An 18,887-nucleotide genomic window follows, 5' to 3' on the forward strand; every position below is an offset into this window, starting at 1 on the left:
TTTCAGATATGGATGTAATATGAAGTTTTTAACCCTAGTTTTTTTGTCGTTTACCCTATTAACAGGCTGCACAGATTGGATTTATCGAATAGATGTGCCCCAAGGTAACTTTTTGGAACAAAAAGATGTGGATAAACTCCGCGTTGAGATGACAAAAGAACAGGTGCGCTTTGTATTAGGTAATCCGGTGGTAGAAGATTCTTTTGATGATGATAATTGGTACTACTACTACGAAATGAAGCGCGGTATGAGAAAGCGCGGTGAAGATGTCAAAAAACAGCTTGTACTCACATTTGAGGATGACAAGTTAGTAAACATGAAAGGCGACTTTGACAAACCTGAAGAATTTGAGGTACCGCTTTCCTAAGCGGTACACTTTTCACAGTAAATACAGTAAATGTTATGCTGTAAGAATGTCAATTCGCAGCGTTGATTTTGTCGAGGAGGTTTTGCGCTTCTTGTTTTTGCGCTTGATTACCTTTTTCCTTAACTTCTTCTAATACTTCTCTTGCTGCTTCAAAATCATCCATGTCCATATAGACTTCTGCTAAATCAAGATTGCTTGCCTGATCATCGCTTTCATCGGTAAACTCTGTATTGCCTTTATCTTCAACGTCTTTTTTTGGCATTACCTTATCAAGCGATTTATCAAGATTCAGTTCAAGTTCGTCATCTTCCATGGGCGTTAATTTTTCGCTTTCACTGAGCAAATCATCTACATTTACAAAGTCTTCAACAGATTCTTCTGGGCTTTCATCGTCAGCCATAAGGGCGTCGATATCCAAACCTGCTTCAGTCAAATCATTGATTTCTTTCTCAGTTCGCGCATCTCGCTCTTCAGGCACGATTTTCTCATCACCTGCATCAAGTTCAGAGAGCAAATCATCAAAGTCGGAATTATCCAGGTCACTTAGTACTTCCAGCTCGTCTTTATCTTTTGCCTGTTCAAACTTTTTTAAATCGCTTTTAAGCGCATCGTCTTCATCGTCAAGCCAATCATCGAGGCCCGGTAAGTCAGACAAAACATCGTCGTTTTCATCCAGACTTTCAAGATCTTTTTTCCCCTCAGATTCCTCATCATTTTTGAGCTCATTTGCTTGCTGAAAAGCATCGTCTTCTTGCGATTCGGCTTTGGGACTATATTCCTCATTTTTTGCATCATCTTGTGCAAGCTCTTGCTTTACAGCTTCTTGCTGAATGGGCTCGTCATCGTTTTCTCTGCCCATCTCACTTAACGATGGAATATCGTCCAGCAACGCGTCACTATCACTCCAGTCTTTGCCTTCGCTAGATTGCTCAGATGCCATTTCTTCAGTAAATTCATCAAGTAAAGCGTCCAGGTCATCATCCGATAGCGAATCATCGTCTAGCTCACTAAGGAGCTCGTCAGCTAAGGCGTTTGACGCATCCTCATTCTCATTATCAAAATTGTCTTCGTCACTTGCCAGGTCGATTCCCTCAGAACTTAAATCTTCAAGGTCACTGCCCGGGTTTTCCATATATTCATCGAGTAGTTCGTCGAGCTCTTCACTTGCCTGCTCTTGTTCAAGCTCATCAAGCAATTCATCGGCTAATGAATCAAGCTCCGTTGCTTTTTCTTCTTCATCAAGCGCTTCTTGAGCTTGACCCTCTTCTTGCGTTTGCTCTGCTGCGTTATCTGACGCTGAAGATTCAGCTTCTAAAGAATTTACTTGCTCAGATTCGGATTTTTCAGTTTCTGCTTGCTCTGTTTCTGCATGGTCTGTGTCGGCATCATCAGTTTCGGCATTATCTATTTCGGCATTATCTGTTTCGGCATAGCTGGTAAGCGGCTCATCAGTCTCTGGCTGAGTGTCGTCCTCTTTCGGCTCCTCTCTTGGGTCCTCTCCTTCGTCTTCGTCCTGGCCGCTATGCTTATCGAGCTCTTCAGTTAATTCACCAGATAAACGCTCAAACTCAGAAGTCGTTTCATTCACCGTTTGTTCGATTTGTTCGATGGCGTCTTCATTCAAATCTTCACTTTCATCTAGGGGTACGCCTTGAGGCACAGCAGAGCCAACGGATGCCAGTTTATTGGTAGCGCCTCCCTCTTTTTTGTCATCAGCATCGTCTTCCAAAAGACTGGCAGGCTCTTGCTCGCCTTCAATCGGGCTGTCGCTTGATTCCGCTTCGCGTTTTTCATTGTCGATTGCATCGCTAATTACATCGCTAATTACATCGCTATCGTGCGTTGCATCCTCGGCGGCTTGCTGTAATGCTTCCGCCTGGCCCGGTGAATCGGCGCTTACATCACTTTCTGATAGCGGTTCATCTTCTTTTTCATCAAAGTCATTTAGATCTAAATCACTTGTCAGGTCTTCTACAAACTCTGTTTGGGGCTTTTTGCCTTCCGGCGCTTTTGAAGCGTCAGCATCGCCAGGGTTTAGATCAATTTCTTCGTTATCAAAGTCGTCATCATCAAGGTCAATTGAATCGGCATCAAAACTAATTTCTTCTGAGACTTCCTGTGCTTTTTGCGAACGTTCTGTTTTTGCATCAGGTACCAACATGTCGTCTTCATCGTCAAGATCCGTCTCGCCTACGCCAAGTTCATCCAAGCCATCTTCAAGCTCAGAAGATAAAATATCATCATCGCCCATTTCCTGCTCAAGCGCTGCCATAAGGTCATCATCATCGTCAGCTTCACCAATCACCAACTCATCATCGACGATATCAGGAGCGCTCTGAGGTTTTTCATTAGATGATGCTGCCTGTTCGGCCTCTTTGGGTTTACGAAGTAACCAGATACCTAAAATACTCAACACACCAATAATGAAAATGGAGGATAAGGCACCCACCATCAGCGGAGAGGATAAGGTGGCTAAAAATGATTGGCTTTCATTGGCTTGCTGTCTCAATTCAGCAGCTTTGACTAAGTCTATCAACTCCTTTTGTAAGGCGAGTTGCTCATCTATTTGACCTTGCACTTCCCCTTCTACTTTTGTGCGAAGCTCGGAAATATCCTGATTGACTTTATCTAATTGACTATAGAGTTTCCGGTTTTCTTCAATCAGCGCCTGAACATTCGTAATTGAAGCGGAAACCTGTTCTTTTATTTCGTTAAACTGTTGATTTTGCTGTCTGTTGAGCGAGTTTAATTGCCTTTGTAACTCTTGTTTGGTATTCGATAAGTCTTCCTGATTCACCAAGGGAACGTCAGGTTCGATTTCTGCTGCGGCAACTTCGGCCAATACTTGCTCTGGCTGTACTGAATTAACGCGACCAAAGGCCCTGTCGTCTGCTTCTGCTTTCGCTCTTGCTCGTTGCGGATCCATGCGCGCAATAAAGCTATCGGTGGGAAGTTGCAGGGTTGCGCCATTGACCATGGTATTAAAATTACCGTTCTCAAAAGCCTGACGATTTAACTGATAAATCGCCAACATAACCTGGTAGACAGTGAAATCAGATTCTGGCTTGTAGCGGCTTGCAATTCGCCACAGGGTATCGTTTTCGTCGATAGGACCATAAACAACGCCAGAAAAGGCATCTGCAGATGCTGGCGGACCTTGAAGCTGTACCTGCGCCTGCGTGCTAGCAGAACTGCAAAACAGCATAACAAATAAGGTGCTGATTGTTAGCCACGAACGTATGGTCGATTTCAAAACTCTTACCTGCTCCTACAGTTTCCGAAAGTTACCGCAAGCCTGGCTTGCTAATCTCCTTGGTTTTTTCGAAAAAACGATGCTCATCAGCCGTTTATCGGCTGATGCATCGAAATATTTACATATAGTCGCGTATCAGTACTTCTGCAATCTGAACGCTGTTGGTCGCGGCGCCTTTTCTTATATTATCCGACACTACCCACAAATTGATGCCGCGCGGATGGGATACATCGTTTCTGATCCGCCCGACATGTACCTCATCGTTTCCGCTTGCGTTGCTTACCTGCGTTGGAAAAGCTTCACGCTCTTCATACAGCTTGACGCCAGGGGCATTTGCTAACAGTTGTTTAACATGTTCAGCATCCGTTTGATCTCGCGTTTCGATGTGGATGGCTTCACCGTGACCATAAAATACCGGTACGCGCACAGCGGTTGGGTTTACAAGGATCGATTCATCGCCCATAATTTTTCGGGTTTCCCACACCATCTTCATTTCTTCTTTGGTATAGTCATTATCCATGAACACATCAATTTGCGGTATAGCATTAAATGCAATTTGCCGACTAAACTCATCACCGGTGACTTCTTTCGCATTTAACAGCTCGGCAGTTTGCCTGGCAAGTGCTTCCATTGCCGATTTCCCCGCTCCTGAAACCGACTGATAAGTCGCTACATTTATACGCTCTATTCCTACCGCATCGTAGATAGGTTTTAGAGCAACAACCATTTGAATGGTAGAGCAGTTAGGATTGGCGATGATGTTGCGATTACGATAGTCAGCAAGCGCATGTGCGTTTACTTCTGGAACCACCAGCGGAATATCCGGCTCGTAGCGATATTGAGAAGTATTGTCGATAACCACGCATCCTGCCTCGGCTGCTAGCGGAGCAAATTTAGCAGACACGCTTCCGCCTGCTGAGAAAAATCCGAGTTGAACCAAGCTCCAGTCGAAAGTATCTGCATTTAAGACTTTGATTTTTTTACCGTTAAACTCTACTTCGCCACCTGCTGAACGCTCACTGGCAAGCGGATAGAGTTTCCCAATTGGAAATTTGCGTTGGGCAAGAATATCCATCATGGTCTGGCCGACTAAACCCGTCGCGCCAAGTACGGCAACATCATAAACTCTCGACATATTTTGAATTCCTTAGAGCACTCATTGCGCCTGTTGTGTATCGTAAAAAAGTGAAAAACCAAGTTTCTCAAGTATATTAGCAACTTGTTCACCCGCGCTATTTGCTTTAATTTTTATGGTCGCGGCTGGCCATTCTCTGCGAATTGGGTAGTTTTGCCTGATTGCAGAAAAGGTCTCTGATTTTGCCATGTGATGACGAAAAAAACTATCATCATTTTCAATGTCATACAGAGATTTAATGCAATTTGCGACAATGGTCTGATTAGCATATCTATTCTTAGGTTGCGCTAAAAATGCGAGCAACTCTGTGTCCACTGAATAAGCAGGCAAAAAATCCACTAAGCGCGTTTTCGGCGCTTGTTTCAAAAATTGACAAAGCGCCTGATAAACCATTTCTGTGCCATTTGCTTTCCCTTCAAGAGAATGGCCAGCAATATGCGCTGTTGCATATCTCACATAAGGCAGCAGGGCTTTGTTAATGTATGGCTCATTTTCCCAGCAATCGAGTACAAAGGTCGGCAATAGCTCAGGCAGCTTTGTCGATGATTGGCTTTTTTCATTTGCCAGAGCCAGCAGGGCTTCATTATCAAGAACTTCGCCGCGACACGCATTGATAACAATTTGACTTGGCTTTAATTTATTAAGCTCATTCTCGCCCAACAAATGATAGGTATGATGCGCTTTTGGTACTTCATCAGTATTGACCAAGGGTACGTGTAAACTGATTACATCGGCGTTTAATACATCTTCAAAGGATGCACTTGTAAAATCGCTATCGCGCAAGGCTCGGGGCGGGTCATATTCGATCACTTTAAGCGCTAGGGCGTTGAGCAGCTTGGATAAGGTGCTTCCTACATTTCCCACGCCAACAATTGCTATCGTTTTTCGAGATAGTTGGAACTGTTCTTTTTCTGCTAGGGTAAATAAGGTGCTGATAACATATTCCGCTACGGCTCTGGCATTGCAACCACCGGCAGCATACCAAGTGATATTTCTTTGCTTTAAGGCATTCAAATCCAGATGATTAAAGCCCGCCGTTGCGGTCGCTACAAACTTAAGTTTAGGCGCCTGGTCAAGGAGGGTTTTATCCACTTTGCTTGTTGAGCGCACAAGCAAGGCTTCGCAATCCGCTAAATCTTGCGGGCCTAAATGTCCGGCACTAAAGGCTCTTGCATTGCCAAGCTCTGGAAAAAAATGCTCAGCGTAAGGCATATTATCGTCGTAAAGTATATTCACGTCATTTAACTCTTATTTATACACTTACTGTAAGACTTACTAAGACACGGTGGCAGGTCGCTAGGGAATAGTTGCGCGGCACGACGTTTAAATTAAGCCTTGCTCGCGCAGGATCATGCTTTACTCTTTATATTTAGGACACATTCTATCTAATTTTCGCAAAATACCGGGCCACGCGAGTGCCCCACCCGCATTTTTAGTGACTTCACTTGCCTGCGACCGAATTGCAGCGAGTATACGCTCATCAATAGGAATTAAAGGTTGATGTGTCGCTTGAGCCTGAAGTTGAATCTCACAGGCGCGCTGCAAAATAAACATTGCCAAAAATGTATCTGCTATGGTTTCAGCGCAGGTCAATAAGCCATGATTACGTAAAATCATGAAATTTGTGTCTCCCAAATCGGCTACTAAGCGCGATTTTTCATCGGGATTTAATGCCACCCCTTCATAATCGTGATAAGACAAAGAACTTAAGGCAAAGAGCGACTGTTGTGAATAAGGTTCCAAGCCGTTGATCAAAGTTGAAACTGCCACACCGGCAGTGGTATGCAAATGCATAACACACTTGGCATTTTCGCGGGCTTCGTGCACTGCGCTGTGTATGGTAAAGCCTGCCGGATTGATATCAAACTCCGACTCCATGACCTTTTCACCCGCTAAATTAACTTTAACCAGACTCGATGCGGTCACTTCTTCAAACAACATACCATAAGGATTAATGAGAAAATGATGCTCCGGCCCTGGTACTCGAGCTGAAATGTGCGTAAACACCAAATCATCCCATCCATAGTGTGCAACCATTCGATAGCAGGCAGCCAGGTTAACTCGCGTTTGCCACTCTTGTTCACTCACTTTACTTTTAATGCTCATGCAATTTCATACTCTTAGGGATTATAGCGTTTGAAAACGAGCGAAGCGTTAGTACCACCAAAACCAAAGCTATTAGACATCACTAAATCCAGCGCTTGCTCTCGCGTGCTGGTTACAATATCAAGCCCTTTGGCCGCTTCATCCAGATTATCTATGTTGATAGATGGCGCGATAAAACCATGCTGCAGCATAAGTAAAGAGTAAATGGCTTCATGAACACCAGCTGCGCCTAAAGCATGGCCTGTCATTGATTTACTGGCGCTGATGGCCGGGCTTTTATCGCCAAATAGAGCCTGAATGGCCTCCAGCTCTTTTACGTCTCCCACGGGCGTAGAAGTTCCGTGCGTATTCAAATAATCAAGCGGTGCATCTAGTCCGGCAAGCGCTTGTTTCATGCAGCGGATCGCTCCCTCCCCTGAGGGTGCCACCATGTCATAACCATCTGATGTTGCGCCATATCCAACAAGCTCACCGTAAATCTTTGCGCCTCTGTTAAGCGCATGTTCCAACTCTTCAACTACGACCATTCCGCCGCCGCCAGCACTGACAAAGCCATCTCTGTCAGCATCATAGGTACGAGATGCTACTGAGGGGTTATCATTATATTTAGTAGATAAGGCCCCCATACCATCAAACTGGCTTGAAAGCGCCCAATGCAACTCTTCTCCACCACCTGCGAAAATCATATCTTGTTTTCCCAGCTGTATTTGCTCCCACGCATGGCCAATGCAGTGTGCACTTGTTGCGCATGCTGAAGAAATCGAATAGTTGACGCCTTTAATTTTGAAGGGGGTCGCCAAACAGGCAGATACGGTGCTTCCCATGCATCGGGTAACCATGTAAGGACCAATGCGGCGAACGCCCTTCTCACGAAGCGTATCAGCCGATACAACCTGATTATCTGAGGATGCACCGCCAGAGCCTGCAATGATACCTACTCGTTCGTTTGAGTATTGTGATTCATCCAAACCGGCATCGGCAATGGCTTGCTGCATTGAAATATAAGCGAAACCTGCTGCATCTCCCATGAATCGAAGCATTTTGCGATCAATGTGTTCTTTTAAATCAATTTGAGGATTGCCCCAAACCTGAGAACGCATTCCCATTTCGGCAAACTGCTCTGAAAAACGGTTCCCTGACTTTCCCTCTCGAAGTGACTCAGTAACTTCTGTAACATTATTTCCAATGCTTGATACTATGCCTAGGCCCGTGATCACCGCTCGTTTCATTTTTCACCTTTTATTATATGGATTGCTGTGTCTATTGCGTTCTATGTTAATGCTTATTGTAATGCTCACCGGTATAGCGGGTGCGTTTAGTGCTGATACCGTATTTCTTCCCGATGAACGGATTCTTTTTGCAAACAAAGCTTAAGGTTTTATACTTCCCGCCCTTAAGTTTTTAGTAAGGCGTATACTGTCACAATATAATTCACAAATTAAGTGTTGATTGTTAATCATTGATGAAGGCTTTACAAACTTTTCACACTTTTTTAAGCAAAAATTTTAGTCGAGTATAAATTCACCTATATGAAATTACGTCCTGCAGACATTCAATTTAATGGCTATAACACTCCACAATCGAAGGAATATGGTGACGTTTACTACTCAAATGAGGATGGTATTGCAGAGAGTCAGTATGTTTTTATTGACGGCAATCATTTAAGCGAACGCTGGGCTAGTTGGCAAGATGCAAGCTTCTGCATCGCGGAATCAGGGTTTGGAAGCGGCCTAAATTTTTTGCTGACACTTAAAGCCTTTGATGCTTTCAGGAAGAACTATCCCTGTTCACCTCTCAAGCGTTTGCATTTCATCAGTTTTGAAAAGCACCCGCTTCGCCTTGAAGACCTAAAAATGATAGCTGAACAGAGACCTGAACTGCACCAGTATTCTGAAGCACTCATCACCAATTACCCACCTGCGTTGGAAGGTATTCATCGTAGTTATTATTTGCAAGACGCTGTGGTACTGGATTTGGCCTTTGGTGATATCAACGAGATGTTTACTGATATTAATTGTTATGAGCACGGCTTGGTAGATGCCTGGTATTTAGATGGTTTTGCGCCAAGTAAGAACACTGATATGTGGTCGCAAAGTGCCATATCGCAGATGGCACAGTTCTCTCGACCCGACGCGAGTCTTGCTACCTTTACGGCTGCTGGCTTTGTTAAACGCTCGCTCCAGGCCGCCGGTTTTGAAGTTACTAAAATTCCCGGCTTTGGCCGGAAACGTGAAATGATTACCGCACGCTTTAGGGGAGAAAAAGCTGGATTGGAGACTGCGTCGTTATTAGTACAAAAAGCATCACCGGCAAAAACAACAAAAGCAACTCCTTGGTTTAGGCGTGAAGCACCTTCTCAAACCCCAGAGCATGTCGCCATTGCAGGAGCTGGCCTTGCTGGCGCGCTATTGGCGTATCAATTTACCAATTTAGGCGTCAACGTTTCGCTTATCTGCGAAGACGCCGGGCCGGCGCAAGGAGCATCGGGCAATCCAGTTGGTGGTTTTTACCCGCAACTAAACGCAGAAGCGGGCATTAACAGCCAGTTTTTTGTACACGCATTTTTATATGCCCGACGCTTTTATGATGATTTACTGCAAAAAGGACTAAATTTTGATCATAACTGGTGCGGCGTGCTGCAATTGGCGTTTAATGAAAATACGCAAACTCGCCTGAATAAAATGCTCGACAAATCACTCTGGCCAGACGAACTTGCCTACGGGGTAGACGCTAGAGAGGCTAGCGCTATTGCCAATCTACAAGTCGACTTTGATGCCTTGTTTTTACCGCTAGCTGGATGGATTGCCCCCGCAAGTTTGGTGAAGGCGCTCATAGATGCCGCCAGTGCAACAGGACGACTAAACTGCCTTTATTCGACTGCGGTAAGCGACTATCAAGTGATAAACGCAGATGCAGTAGGAGCGAATCAATCCGATAAAACTGGCGTTACAGTGGATTTAACTAACCCGGAGGGTGAAAACAAGGCGTTTTCACTACATGCAGATGCCCTTATTTTTGCCACAGGTCATAGTACGCCCGCGCTTTTGAAACAACACATCCCGATGCGTATGACACGTGGTCAAGTCGAAGCTATACCCGCAACGACTGAATCAAAAAAGCTTAGTACTGTGTTGTGTCATAAGGGATATTTCACGCCAGCGGTAAATGAGCGTCACGCGCTAGGCTCAACTTATATCAAAAATGATCTTAATACGGATTATCGCGCCAGCGAGCGAAGCATCAATATAAGTATGCATCTCAATGCCATGGGAAATGGTGTCACGAAAAAAGATGCCGTGCTAAAGGAAGGCACAGCTAACTGTGAAAGCGATAGTGATATAGATAGAGACAGAGAAGGAAAAGGAAAAAGTAACGCGCCTAACGCGTGGTTTGAACAACTACTAAAAAAGGCCGATGCACAGCGCTTTGCAGGGCGTGCCGCCATTCGTTGCTCAACGCCTGACCATCTTCCGTTAATGGGAGCCTTGCCGAACATCGATAAGCAGTGTGAACAGTACAAGGATTTGTACAAAGCTTTACCTGCCCATAACTATCCGAAGGCTAAGAACGTTGAAGGCGTTTATATTTTAGGCGCTCTAGGAAGCAGGGGCATCACTAGTGCTCCAATTCTGGCTGATGCACTTGTTTCGCAAATTATGAATCGCCCGCTTCCCCTTGGCATACCGCTACTCAATGCACTGAGTCCAAATCGCTTTTTAATGAGAGCCCTGACCCGTCAAACTCCCTACCCTTAATTTTAGTGGCGTAACAGCAATAAGAGGCAGATGTGTTAGCGATAGGCAAAACCGGCGTTTATTTGCTCAGATAAAAAGTCAGGTATAAGAATCGTCGCACTCGATACCACTTGATGCGTTTCAAGTGAAATAATACGCGCGTTAACAAAAACGCCATTCGATTTTTGAATAAGGGTGCCCGACAGGACGTGATTCATTATATTTTTTTCAGACAGTTGCATCACATCTCTTGAAAACGCAATATCTCCGCGCTCCGTGACTGTCAAAGCCGGCATAATCTTGTGATCCACAACCGGCAAGCCCAGTTGTTGCATATTTGAAATAAGGTGTTCGGCTAGCTGATTGCCTAGAACCGTTGTATTTTGAAGGCTATAATCCAGTTTAACGAAGGAGCTTATGCCAACTTTTGTGTGCTTACCCAAAGCGATACGATTTTGCATAAGCGACATGGCTAACTGTCCTGCGTAGTCGTCTAAGGTTTTGTAGGTAAAACGTGGACGAAAGGATTCAATCTGTCGGTATGCAGACATGCCATAGATGTCGGCATTTCCTGTACTCACGTCAAGCGCTTCGTTCGTATTTCCTAAAGTATCGTCTGCATAATTTTCGATACCAATTGGATTATTTTCTCGACCGTTTGGCGCTAATTCTGGCGGTAACTCCCCTGCCATCGCGTACTGTTCATTCAACAAATCAGCAATCGTTTGTGGCGGCGTATAGCCCGCCATAAGCATTTTTCCTGCCGCGCAGCCCATTAAAGCAGAAACAGCGACACCTAAAAAAAGCAGTTGGCGAATTCGCATTGTTTATTCTCCACGAATAATGCGAACGCCATCAACCACTTCATTTTGACGGCTGGATTCGCTGGGTATTAAGGCATCAACAACATAAAACGGAATAAAGCTCTGCGCACTGGCCACTACGACTTTTGATTCCATTCCCAACATTCTTGCATTTACTATGTATCCGCCTTGATGCTTAGTCATTGTGCCTGTCAACACATATTGAATAGGCGTGTTATTGTTTAAATCCAAAAAGTCGCGAGAGAGCACATAATCGCCCGTTTCAGTTACTCGAATAAATTGCGTTGCTTTAAACTCAACCACCGGCATGCGAAATTTGTGAAACTCGTGCACAAAGGATTCAGCCATTTGCTGACCCAACAGATTTGTTTCACGTAAGTCGCTATCGATAAGTGAAAAATGGGTGACCGCTACGGGAGTGCGCTCTGTGACATATTCCATATTACCCACCAAGTCTTGCGCCATGTTGCGCACGTAATATCCAACGTGACGGGTAAGCGGCAAGCTTTTAAATGCTCCGGGAGTACTTCCTATCATGTTAGGCTTTTCAATAGAGCCAAATGCATCAATACCACCTGCCTGAGGAATTTGTCCTTTGTTTTGCTGAGGTAATTGGCTTTGCTGCATTCCCGACTGCGCGAAAGCGCTTTGAGCAGGCGCTTGAGTTTGAACATCAACAATGCCCCTTACTGCATCACTCGAGCCGACTTCATCATTTACATCCGATTGGGCTGCATCTTGGTTTGAAAAATAATCCATACCCGGCATTGATGAGCAGGCAGCTAGTAAAAAACACCCAACGATAAGAACTATGTATTTCATGGCTTATTCTCCAGATTTTAAATAATGTTGATTGGGCTTATTGCTTCGATACGGCATGCCGTTTCGTAAACTCACTTGTTCTTGTTGCCAGAATAGCTCTGCCGGAAAAAATGAGGTTGCCGCAGCTATTACATCTTTGTTTCTCACATTGATAATTCGGGCATTTACCATTGCGCCAGTTTCCTGCTCGGTAATTGTGCCGGTAATGTAATAATCGATATTTTGAATAGCGCGAAGGTGCTCGACGTTTCTGGACAAGGCTCGCTCTGAATCATCAGCCATAATAATTGTATTGGTGGCTTTGTAGTCTTGCGCAATAAAACCTCTGCGAAGCACTTCTGTTATTAGCCCTTGCTCTAATTGATGCCCTAAAAGCATTAAGGGTGATTGCTGCGACAAATCTTGTTTCATGGACGTCACGGGCACAAAGCCAACAACCGCATAGCGATATTGCCTGTCGGCATTCATATTAGCGAACAATTCATTTGCTAGGTTATGTGTATACAATTCGGCATTTCCAAGCGCCGTTGAGCGATGCTTTTGTGTCGGTTCCACATTTGCCTCTGATGAGACAAGCTGCGTCAAATTACAAGCGCTTAAGCTTAAAATAAGAAGCAAACAGCAGATGCTCATAATAATATTGGCGATACTGTGTAAGGCGTTTTTCATAATAACTACCTGCTATAAAGTAAGTAGAACGCCTCGATTCAAAACAATGAAGTGTTTAATGCCGCGTTTGACGTTCAACTGAAATCCTGGAAACAGCCTTGATTGAATGCTGTTAAACCGCAGGCTTTGCAAAAATAATTCCAAGATGCGAAAACACGGTGATTTAGCAATAATTTGTTTTCATGAAGCATATAAATGGAGCAAATTGCCAAGCGCCCTAGCCAAACGTTTTTGTTAGTAAGCATTGAAAGAGGAAAAGGATTGCCGCCTGTAAAAAAAATGGCGACTTTACTTGCCGTTTTGGTGTTAACAAGGTTGAATCTGTTTTTTGGAACTGAACACGCCCTAGTGTTTTGATAATTTTTAGTGGAGTCATGTGAATGATAAATCGACGTCGTTTTTTAGCAGGCGCAGTTGCTTGTATAAGTAGTGCTTCTGCATTGGCACAAATAAGTCAAAAAAATAGCCAAATTGGCGCAACCCAGACCACTGCTATTAGTTCTAACAAACCAACCGCACCTACTGTACTGTGCACGGATATTGGCAGCGATATTGATGATACTTGGGCGCTAGCGCATATTTTGCGGGTGCCACAATTGGACTTTAAAATGGTGCTGACTGAAACTGGCGAAGCCGAATATCGTGCTTTGGTTACCGCAAAAATGCTCGAAGCCGCCAGGCGAACAGATGTAGAAATTGCCTTAGGTCGTGATTTTGGCGTGATGAGGGATGAACATCGCCATCAAGGCCCCTGGGTCAAAAATTACGATTTAGAACAATTCCCCGGCACGATCCATAAAGAAGGTATCGATGCCTTTATTCGCTTGATTAAATCTAGCGTCGTCCCAGTCAAAGTAATTGCCGTTGGTCCTGCCCCCAGTTTGGCTGAAGCCTTAAAACGTGCGCCTGAAATTGCACAAAATTGCGAGTTTTACGGCATGTACGGCAGTTTTGACTTTGGCTATGGCGGAAATCCACAAATATCCGCAGAAACCAATGTTCGCGTGGATGTAAATGCATTTCGCACTTTAATGACTGCAAACTGGAAAAGCGCAGTCATTACGCCATTGGATACCTGTGGCTTAGTGCATCTGAAAGGCGAAAATTATTATAAAATTTGGTCAGCCACCGATGATGATTTATTACGCTCTGTGATTGAAAACTACTGCATCTGGGCGCCCCGCGTTCCTTGGATGGAATGTGACTTTTTCGCCACCGCAAGTTCCACTTTGTTCGACGATGTGGCGGTTTATATGGCTTATGATGGCAGCCTATTAGATTATGAAACTATTCGTTTCTCTGTTGATGACAAAGGCTATACTTTGCGAGACGAAAATGGTCCCTACTCCTGCAAGGTCGCAATTCGATGGAAAAGCTTGGAAAAATTTGAAGATTTTTTGACGCAACAACTGCTGAGCAAAGAAATGGCTTAACGCTAGAACCGATTCAATAGCCACAAATGCCATCTAGATTGAGCAATTAATAGTAAGAAAATATGTTTAGGTCTTAGATGTAACTTGCTGTTGACGCGTTATTAAATAACTATCAATGAGAATCGGGATAACCCCAGCTACCTGATAAATATTGGGAACCTGGCCCAGTATCCACCAGGCAAGCACCATGGTCAACATAGGAGCAAAAGCAAAAAATTCGTTTGCTTGATGTTTCAAATCCTATCTACTTCAACACAAAACAGTGTTGAACCACACTAGTAAAAATGTTTAATTCCAGTCGAGTTTTGCAATCGTCAGGTATGGTTGGGACATAACCAGTTTAAACGTTTTTGTCAAAGACTTATTGCACGCGTCTTCCATTGGTAATTTTTACCACTTTGCCGTCATGAAATTCTATGATTTTGACAAACTGACCTTTCGCAGGAATGTATAAATATTGATCAACGTTTACGTACTTCCCATTAATTTTAACTTTCCCTACATATTCTCGCGCATCAGGATCTCCACAACTTGAGATAACTTCTAAGCTAAGGTCCCCTTCTCTTACCAAGTTACCATTTTCGCAGCGAAAAGAGTTAGCCTCTGACAAAAGACTCATAAACATAAAAATTGTGAATACAACACTTGCAAAAATTTTCATAACTCACTCACATTGACCTAGCGAAGATAGATACGCTTTTTTATTATAAGCTGAATTTTTATTATTATAAATTCACTATGAATCAGATTTGGATCTGGACACCTATTGTCGTATTTAGTGCTCTAGTGCTTTCCCTAGCGCTATGGCGTTGGAACGATAAACGTTGGGAAAGAAAGATTTTCAACGATTTAAAAGCCGCAAACATGGATCCTCGCTTGTTTGATTTAAGTTTAATTGAAGATTTGCCTGAACCCGCCCAACGATTTTTTAAATACGCAATCGCCGAAGGTACGCCACTACACAATTATACTGAAGTATCCATGACTGGGCAGCTTGCGCTGGGAACTAAAAAACCGCTTAAGTATAGCGACATGAAGGCAACGCAGATTTTGGCTGCACCGCATGGGTTTGTTTGGTCAGTCTCAATGAAGCTATTTGTTGGTTCCGATGGCTTGTATAAAAATTTTTCATGGACGCGATTTTGGTTATTTAAGTGTATTCCAGTTGCACGAGTAACTGGTCGAGACCATTTTCGATCTGCTTACGGTCGCCTATTGGCAGACAGTTTGATTTGGGCCCCTGCCACCATGCTACCGAATGAGCATGTTCAATGGCAGCTACTGGGAAAAGATAGCGTCCGAGTGACCGTTCATCACAAAAATTTCATGCAATCGATAGATGTAATTGTGAGTGCAAACGGTCAGGCCAAGCGGATAGTGTTTGAAAGATGGAGCAATGAAAATCCTGATCGGGTTTATCGTTCTCAGCCATTTGGCGGCGATTTATCCGAATTTAAACGCTTTGGCGGTTACTGTTTACCCACGAAAGTCATTGCTGGAAATCACTATGGAACGGATGATTATATTCCGTTTTTTAAAGCGAAAGTCACGCATATAAACTTTCCAGCACCTAGTGATGGAAAATAATCAATTAGGCAAATAATTCTTCCAACATATCCGACACCCGCCCTGCATCTTCACTGGATAACTCGTTGTTCTCAATCGCTTGGTCAATGTCACGTCTTAGGTTTTGCTCAAAAGTCGTTGAGAATGTATCCAAATCGACCGATTCCAAACCATCTACTTCCGTAAAATGCTCAGGCAGATTAGCAACCACGACGGAAAAATGACCATGAATATAACTGGAAACAAACAGCTTATATTCGTCGTTACTTTCAATAAACTGATCTAGAAACTGTTCTTTTTGTTCAAGGTAGTTTTCTTGTTCATATGAGAGCTTTAATTGGTTTGTCAAAACTTCTCCTTTTAGTTGAGACTTAAATCGGCAATTTAAAAATAGGGTAAAACGAATGAAATCACCAATAAGAAGCACGCTATGGTGTGCGCACAAAATAAAGTACTTTATCTTTATACCCTGTAATGATTGACATGGGGCCAGCTAACTCATTATCAAGGTTGTCATCAGTGGTATCAGCTATCAAGCCCTTATTACCCAATGCATTTAGTTTACTTTTGCTTGACACAATATGAATATTCTCTTTGCCCATCTGGCGAATAAATGCTGGGCTAAGCTGTTGATTTCCCCGACCAAAAATATGTCCCTGCCCGCCTATCAGCGTGATCACTAAACTACAGCTCTTGTTTTCACAGATTTTTAGCAAATCGTTTGCTGTTACATCTGATGCGATCGCTTGCATATTCTGCACAACATCAACGCCAAGCAGCGTATTTTGAAGTGCTGCGGCCTGCATAATTGCATCAACGGTTGAGCCCGAACCCATTACAAACAGGCGCTGCGGGTCATCTTCCATCATTTCAATGACATGGGCTGCGATGTCGTTCAAAACAAGCTCGTCAGATTCTTTTCCGCCCATTTTTACCGCTTGAATATAGTTTAATTCGGCTGGTACCTGCATTTGACCGTAATATCGCGCAATCACTTCTCCTTTGCGAAAGCGATCTTCATCAATATCTTTGACTTCGGCATCAAAAAGACTCACAAGCTCGCCCTGAATGACCTGACTTAGCACTTTCCCTGCGCCGCTAGGCGTTATTGCATAAACACCAGAATGAATCTTGCAACCTGCCGGAATGCCTAAAACGGGCCGGTGCTCGCCCACTACAGAATAAACATTTCGAGCTGTGCCGTCGCCTCCTGCAAACACGATCAAGTCAACGTCTTGTTCAACTAGTGCCTTTGCTAATTGTATTGTGTCTGTATCTTCGGTTTGCGCCTGATTGACCTGATACACAACATGCGTATTTAAATCCAGCTTACGCGCAACCGTCTCCCCCATATCTCCTGAGCCGGTATACACCTCAAATTGCGAAACCAGTGACTTTACCTCTTTTAGAGCACGCAAGGTTTTTTCCATTGCCAGCTGCTCAGCCCCCGCGTCAAGCGCTTGCTGTCGAATATGCTTACCATCGCTTCCTTTAAGCGCTACGGCTCCGCCGATACCGGCAAATGGATTGATGATCAGCCCTAATTTAAAGCATCGCTCAATGCGCTTGTTTGCTAAAGACATGGCGCAAGCTCTCCATATTTACAAGGCAGTTTGGTATTGCTTGTTTTTGTTACATATTCATTCAGCGCATTAATAAAAATCTGAGCGCGCTCGGGAAAGCCTGTTTTCGCATATTCTTCTAATTGCGCTTCTACACTTTTTGAAAAGCGCTGAACAAGCGTTTCGCGCTCATCATCGTTTAGACTTAAATTGTCCACGCTGACCCTAAATCGCAAACCACAAGCGCTTGCAAAGGCGGCCTCTAATGCCTGAGGCTTAACTTCAACTTTTTCAAATTGATGTTGCTGAACTGTGTCTCGTCCATCTGGAGCATACCAATAACCGTAATCAATCTTTTTACGACGCTCGCTCCCGGCAATACACCAGTGGGCAATTTCATGTAAGGCACTGGATGCATAATCAAAGCGAGAAAATAGCTTATGACAATTTTTATAAAGTGAATCCATGTCGGATAGCTTAGAGACGCCTTGATAAGAAATTTTTTGGGTATCTGCGTTAGGCTGATTGGCAGTATCCACTACATCAACAGATCTGAAATTTTGCCCCTCTTCCTGAACCTGACCCAGTGAACTAAGGTCATATAAATGCGTCAACACTGATTCCGTATTGGGTATGTAAAGCGGTTCGTGTGCGCCACAAAATAAGCGTGTGTTCATAGATTGGCTGAAACATGTATTAAAAATATCCGCAATATCTATTCCACTCATTTCGCGATGCTTACTCAAGGGGCTTTTCTCGAATAAAGTTGCAGAATGATTTGATAGATTGCAAACTGATGCCATGTTTATGCTTGACTCCAAAATAATAATCACTTGCGCTAAGAAAGTGGGCGCAGTATACCGAACTGTCAGAATATTTCGATAATCGCTAAACAATTGAGGGAAAAAGATGCTAGAAACCACGCTATGTTGTGACGAGCAAAATCACTGGAACGAACTTGACTGGCAGTTCCCTTCCCCCTTCATTGTGCTTTGGCATATTACGCATGAAGATATCGACCATTATAAACATGCGAACAACACGGCTTACGTAAAGCAGCTAGAGCGCACCGCATGGGCGCATTCCCATCAACTTGGTTTGCATTTTGAAGATTATGAAAAATGCGACCGTGCGATGGTAATACAACATCACGATATTCATTACCATAATCCAGCCTATGAAGATGAGACCATTGCTTGTGCAACCTGGATCACCAAGTGTGACAAACGCTTTCGCTTGCAACGGCAATTTCAATTTATTTCAACGCAATCCCACAAAACATTATTAACCGCAACGACCGATTTTGTTTGTATTAAACTATCTAGTGGTGCACCTCGCCCAATGCCTGAACACTTTGCGTCGATTTATGGAGCGCAAGTTGTTGACAGTACTCAACTAAGCGACTAAATCTCATGC

General features: G+C 43.8%; 18 protein-coding genes. 5 read left to right on the plus strand and 13 right to left on the minus strand.

Features of this window, described 5'->3' with window-relative positions; translation table 11 throughout:
- Positions 1-19 precede the first annotated feature (19 nt).
- Complete coding sequence (locus tag D6V41_RS01645) at positions 20-367, plus strand: outer membrane protein assembly factor BamE (RefSeq protein WP_136249745.1); 348 nt, start codon at positions 20-22, stop codon at positions 365-367.
- Between the two features lie 49 nt (positions 368-416).
- Here D6V41_RS01645 and D6V41_RS01650 read toward each other — a convergent pair whose 3' ends face one another.
- From D6V41_RS01650 to fabB, 5 genes are all read right to left on the minus strand, one after another.
- Positions 417-3,620, minus strand: coding sequence for a FimV/HubP family polar landmark protein (locus tag D6V41_RS01650; RefSeq protein ID WP_136249746.1), 3,204 nt, complete (start codon positions 3,618-3,620; stop codon positions 417-419).
- Positions 3,621-3,738: 118 nt separating this feature from the next.
- Complete coding sequence (locus tag D6V41_RS01655; protein WP_136249747.1) at positions 3,739-4,755, minus strand: aspartate-semialdehyde dehydrogenase; 1,017 nt, start codon at positions 4,753-4,755, stop codon at positions 3,739-3,741.
- A gap of 21 nt (positions 4,756-4,776) precedes the next feature.
- The gene (locus tag D6V41_RS01660) at positions 4,777-5,991 is read right to left on the minus strand and encodes a 4-phosphoerythronate dehydrogenase (protein WP_136249748.1); all 1,215 of its coding nucleotides are present in this window, start codon (positions 5,989-5,991) and stop codon (positions 4,777-4,779) included.
- A 120-nt stretch (positions 5,992-6,111) separates the two neighbouring features.
- Positions 6,112-6,861, minus strand: coding sequence for a class II aldolase/adducin family protein (locus D6V41_RS01665; protein ID WP_136249749.1), 750 nt, complete (start codon positions 6,859-6,861; stop codon positions 6,112-6,114).
- A gap of 14 nt (positions 6,862-6,875) precedes the next feature.
- Complete coding sequence (gene fabB, locus D6V41_RS01670) at positions 6,876-8,090, minus strand: beta-ketoacyl-ACP synthase I (protein WP_136249750.1); 1,215 nt, start codon at positions 8,088-8,090, stop codon at positions 6,876-6,878.
- 300 nt (positions 8,091-8,390) lie between these two features.
- On the opposite strand from fabB, the gene mnmC reads away from it, so the two are divergent.
- On the plus strand, positions 8,391-10,616 hold the full coding sequence (gene mnmC, locus D6V41_RS01675) for a bifunctional tRNA (5-methylaminomethyl-2-thiouridine)(34)-methyltransferase MnmC2/FAD-dependent 5-carboxymethylaminomethyl-2-thiouridine(34) oxidoreductase MnmC1 (RefSeq protein WP_136249751.1): 2,226 nt from the start codon (positions 8,391-8,393) through the stop codon (positions 10,614-10,616).
- A gap of 35 nt (positions 10,617-10,651) precedes the next feature.
- On the opposite strand, the gene D6V41_RS01680 is transcribed toward mnmC, so the two are convergent.
- The 3 genes from D6V41_RS01680 to D6V41_RS01690 are packed head-to-tail and all read right to left on the minus strand — an operon-like array spanning position 10,652 to position 12,910.
- Positions 10,652-11,419 (minus strand): FlgO family outer membrane protein, encoded by a 768-nt coding sequence (locus tag D6V41_RS01680; RefSeq protein ID WP_136249752.1) that lies wholly within the window; start codon positions 11,417-11,419, stop codon positions 10,652-10,654.
- 3 nt (positions 11,420-11,422) lie between these two features.
- Positions 11,423-12,241 carry a FlgO family outer membrane protein gene (locus D6V41_RS01685; RefSeq protein WP_136249753.1) on the minus strand — a complete coding sequence of 273 codons (819 nt, stop codon included), beginning with the start codon at positions 12,239-12,241 and terminating at the stop codon, positions 11,423-11,425.
- Between the two features lie 3 nt (positions 12,242-12,244).
- Positions 12,245-12,910: a FlgO family outer membrane protein gene (locus D6V41_RS01690; RefSeq protein WP_168710928.1), complete on the minus strand. Its 666-nt coding sequence runs from the start codon at positions 12,908-12,910 to the stop codon at positions 12,245-12,247.
- Positions 12,911-13,290: 380 nt separating this feature from the next.
- On the opposite strand from D6V41_RS01690, the gene D6V41_RS01695 reads away from it, so the two are divergent.
- Positions 13,291-14,343, plus strand: coding sequence for a nucleoside hydrolase (locus D6V41_RS01695; protein WP_136249754.1), 1,053 nt, complete (start codon positions 13,291-13,293; stop codon positions 14,341-14,343).
- A 66-nt stretch (positions 14,344-14,409) separates the two neighbouring features.
- On the opposite strand, the gene D6V41_RS01700 is transcribed toward D6V41_RS01695, so the two are convergent.
- The gene (locus tag D6V41_RS01700) at positions 14,410-14,580 is read right to left on the minus strand and encodes an EamA family transporter (protein ID WP_136249755.1); all 171 of its coding nucleotides are present in this window, start codon (positions 14,578-14,580) and stop codon (positions 14,410-14,412) included.
- 124 nt (positions 14,581-14,704) lie between these two features.
- Positions 14,705-15,004 carry a DUF2845 domain-containing protein gene (locus D6V41_RS01705; RefSeq protein ID WP_136249756.1) on the minus strand — a complete coding sequence of 100 codons (300 nt, stop codon included), beginning with the start codon at positions 15,002-15,004 and terminating at the stop codon, positions 14,705-14,707.
- A gap of 77 nt (positions 15,005-15,081) precedes the next feature.
- Here D6V41_RS01705 and D6V41_RS01710 point away from each other — a divergent pair, with 77 nt between their 5' ends.
- Positions 15,082-15,930, plus strand: a complete 849-nt coding sequence (locus D6V41_RS01710; RefSeq protein ID WP_136249757.1) for a DUF6544 family protein — start codon at positions 15,082-15,084, stop codon at positions 15,928-15,930.
- A 4-nt stretch (positions 15,931-15,934) separates the two neighbouring features.
- On the opposite strand, the gene D6V41_RS01715 is transcribed toward D6V41_RS01710, so the two are convergent.
- The 3 genes from D6V41_RS01715 to D6V41_RS01725 form a co-directional block, all read right to left on the minus strand.
- A complete protein-coding gene (locus D6V41_RS01715) occupies positions 15,935-16,258 on the minus strand; it encodes a YfcL family protein (protein ID WP_168710929.1) in 324 nt (107 codons plus the stop codon).
- A 79-nt stretch (positions 16,259-16,337) separates the two neighbouring features.
- Entirely contained in the window at positions 16,338-17,492 is a 1,155-nt protein-coding gene (locus D6V41_RS01720; RefSeq protein ID WP_136249759.1) for an ATP-NAD kinase family protein, read from the minus strand.
- Entirely contained in the window at positions 17,483-18,217 is a 735-nt protein-coding gene (locus D6V41_RS01725) for an elongation factor P hydroxylase (RefSeq protein ID WP_168710930.1), read from the minus strand. Before D6V41_RS01725 ends, D6V41_RS01720 begins: the two co-directional genes overlap by 10 nt.
- Before the next feature lie 163 nt (positions 18,218-18,380).
- Between D6V41_RS01725 and D6V41_RS01730 the strand changes: the two genes are divergently transcribed.
- A complete protein-coding gene (locus D6V41_RS01730) occupies positions 18,381-18,878 on the plus strand; it encodes an acyl-CoA thioesterase (RefSeq protein ID WP_136249761.1) in 498 nt (165 codons plus the stop codon).
- Positions 18,879-18,887: the final 9 nt, after the last annotated feature.

The sequence above is a fragment of the Ningiella ruwaisensis genome, assembly GCF_004798935.1.
Classification (GTDB): domain Bacteria; phylum Pseudomonadota; class Gammaproteobacteria; order Enterobacterales; family Alteromonadaceae; genus Glaciecola; species Glaciecola ruwaisensis.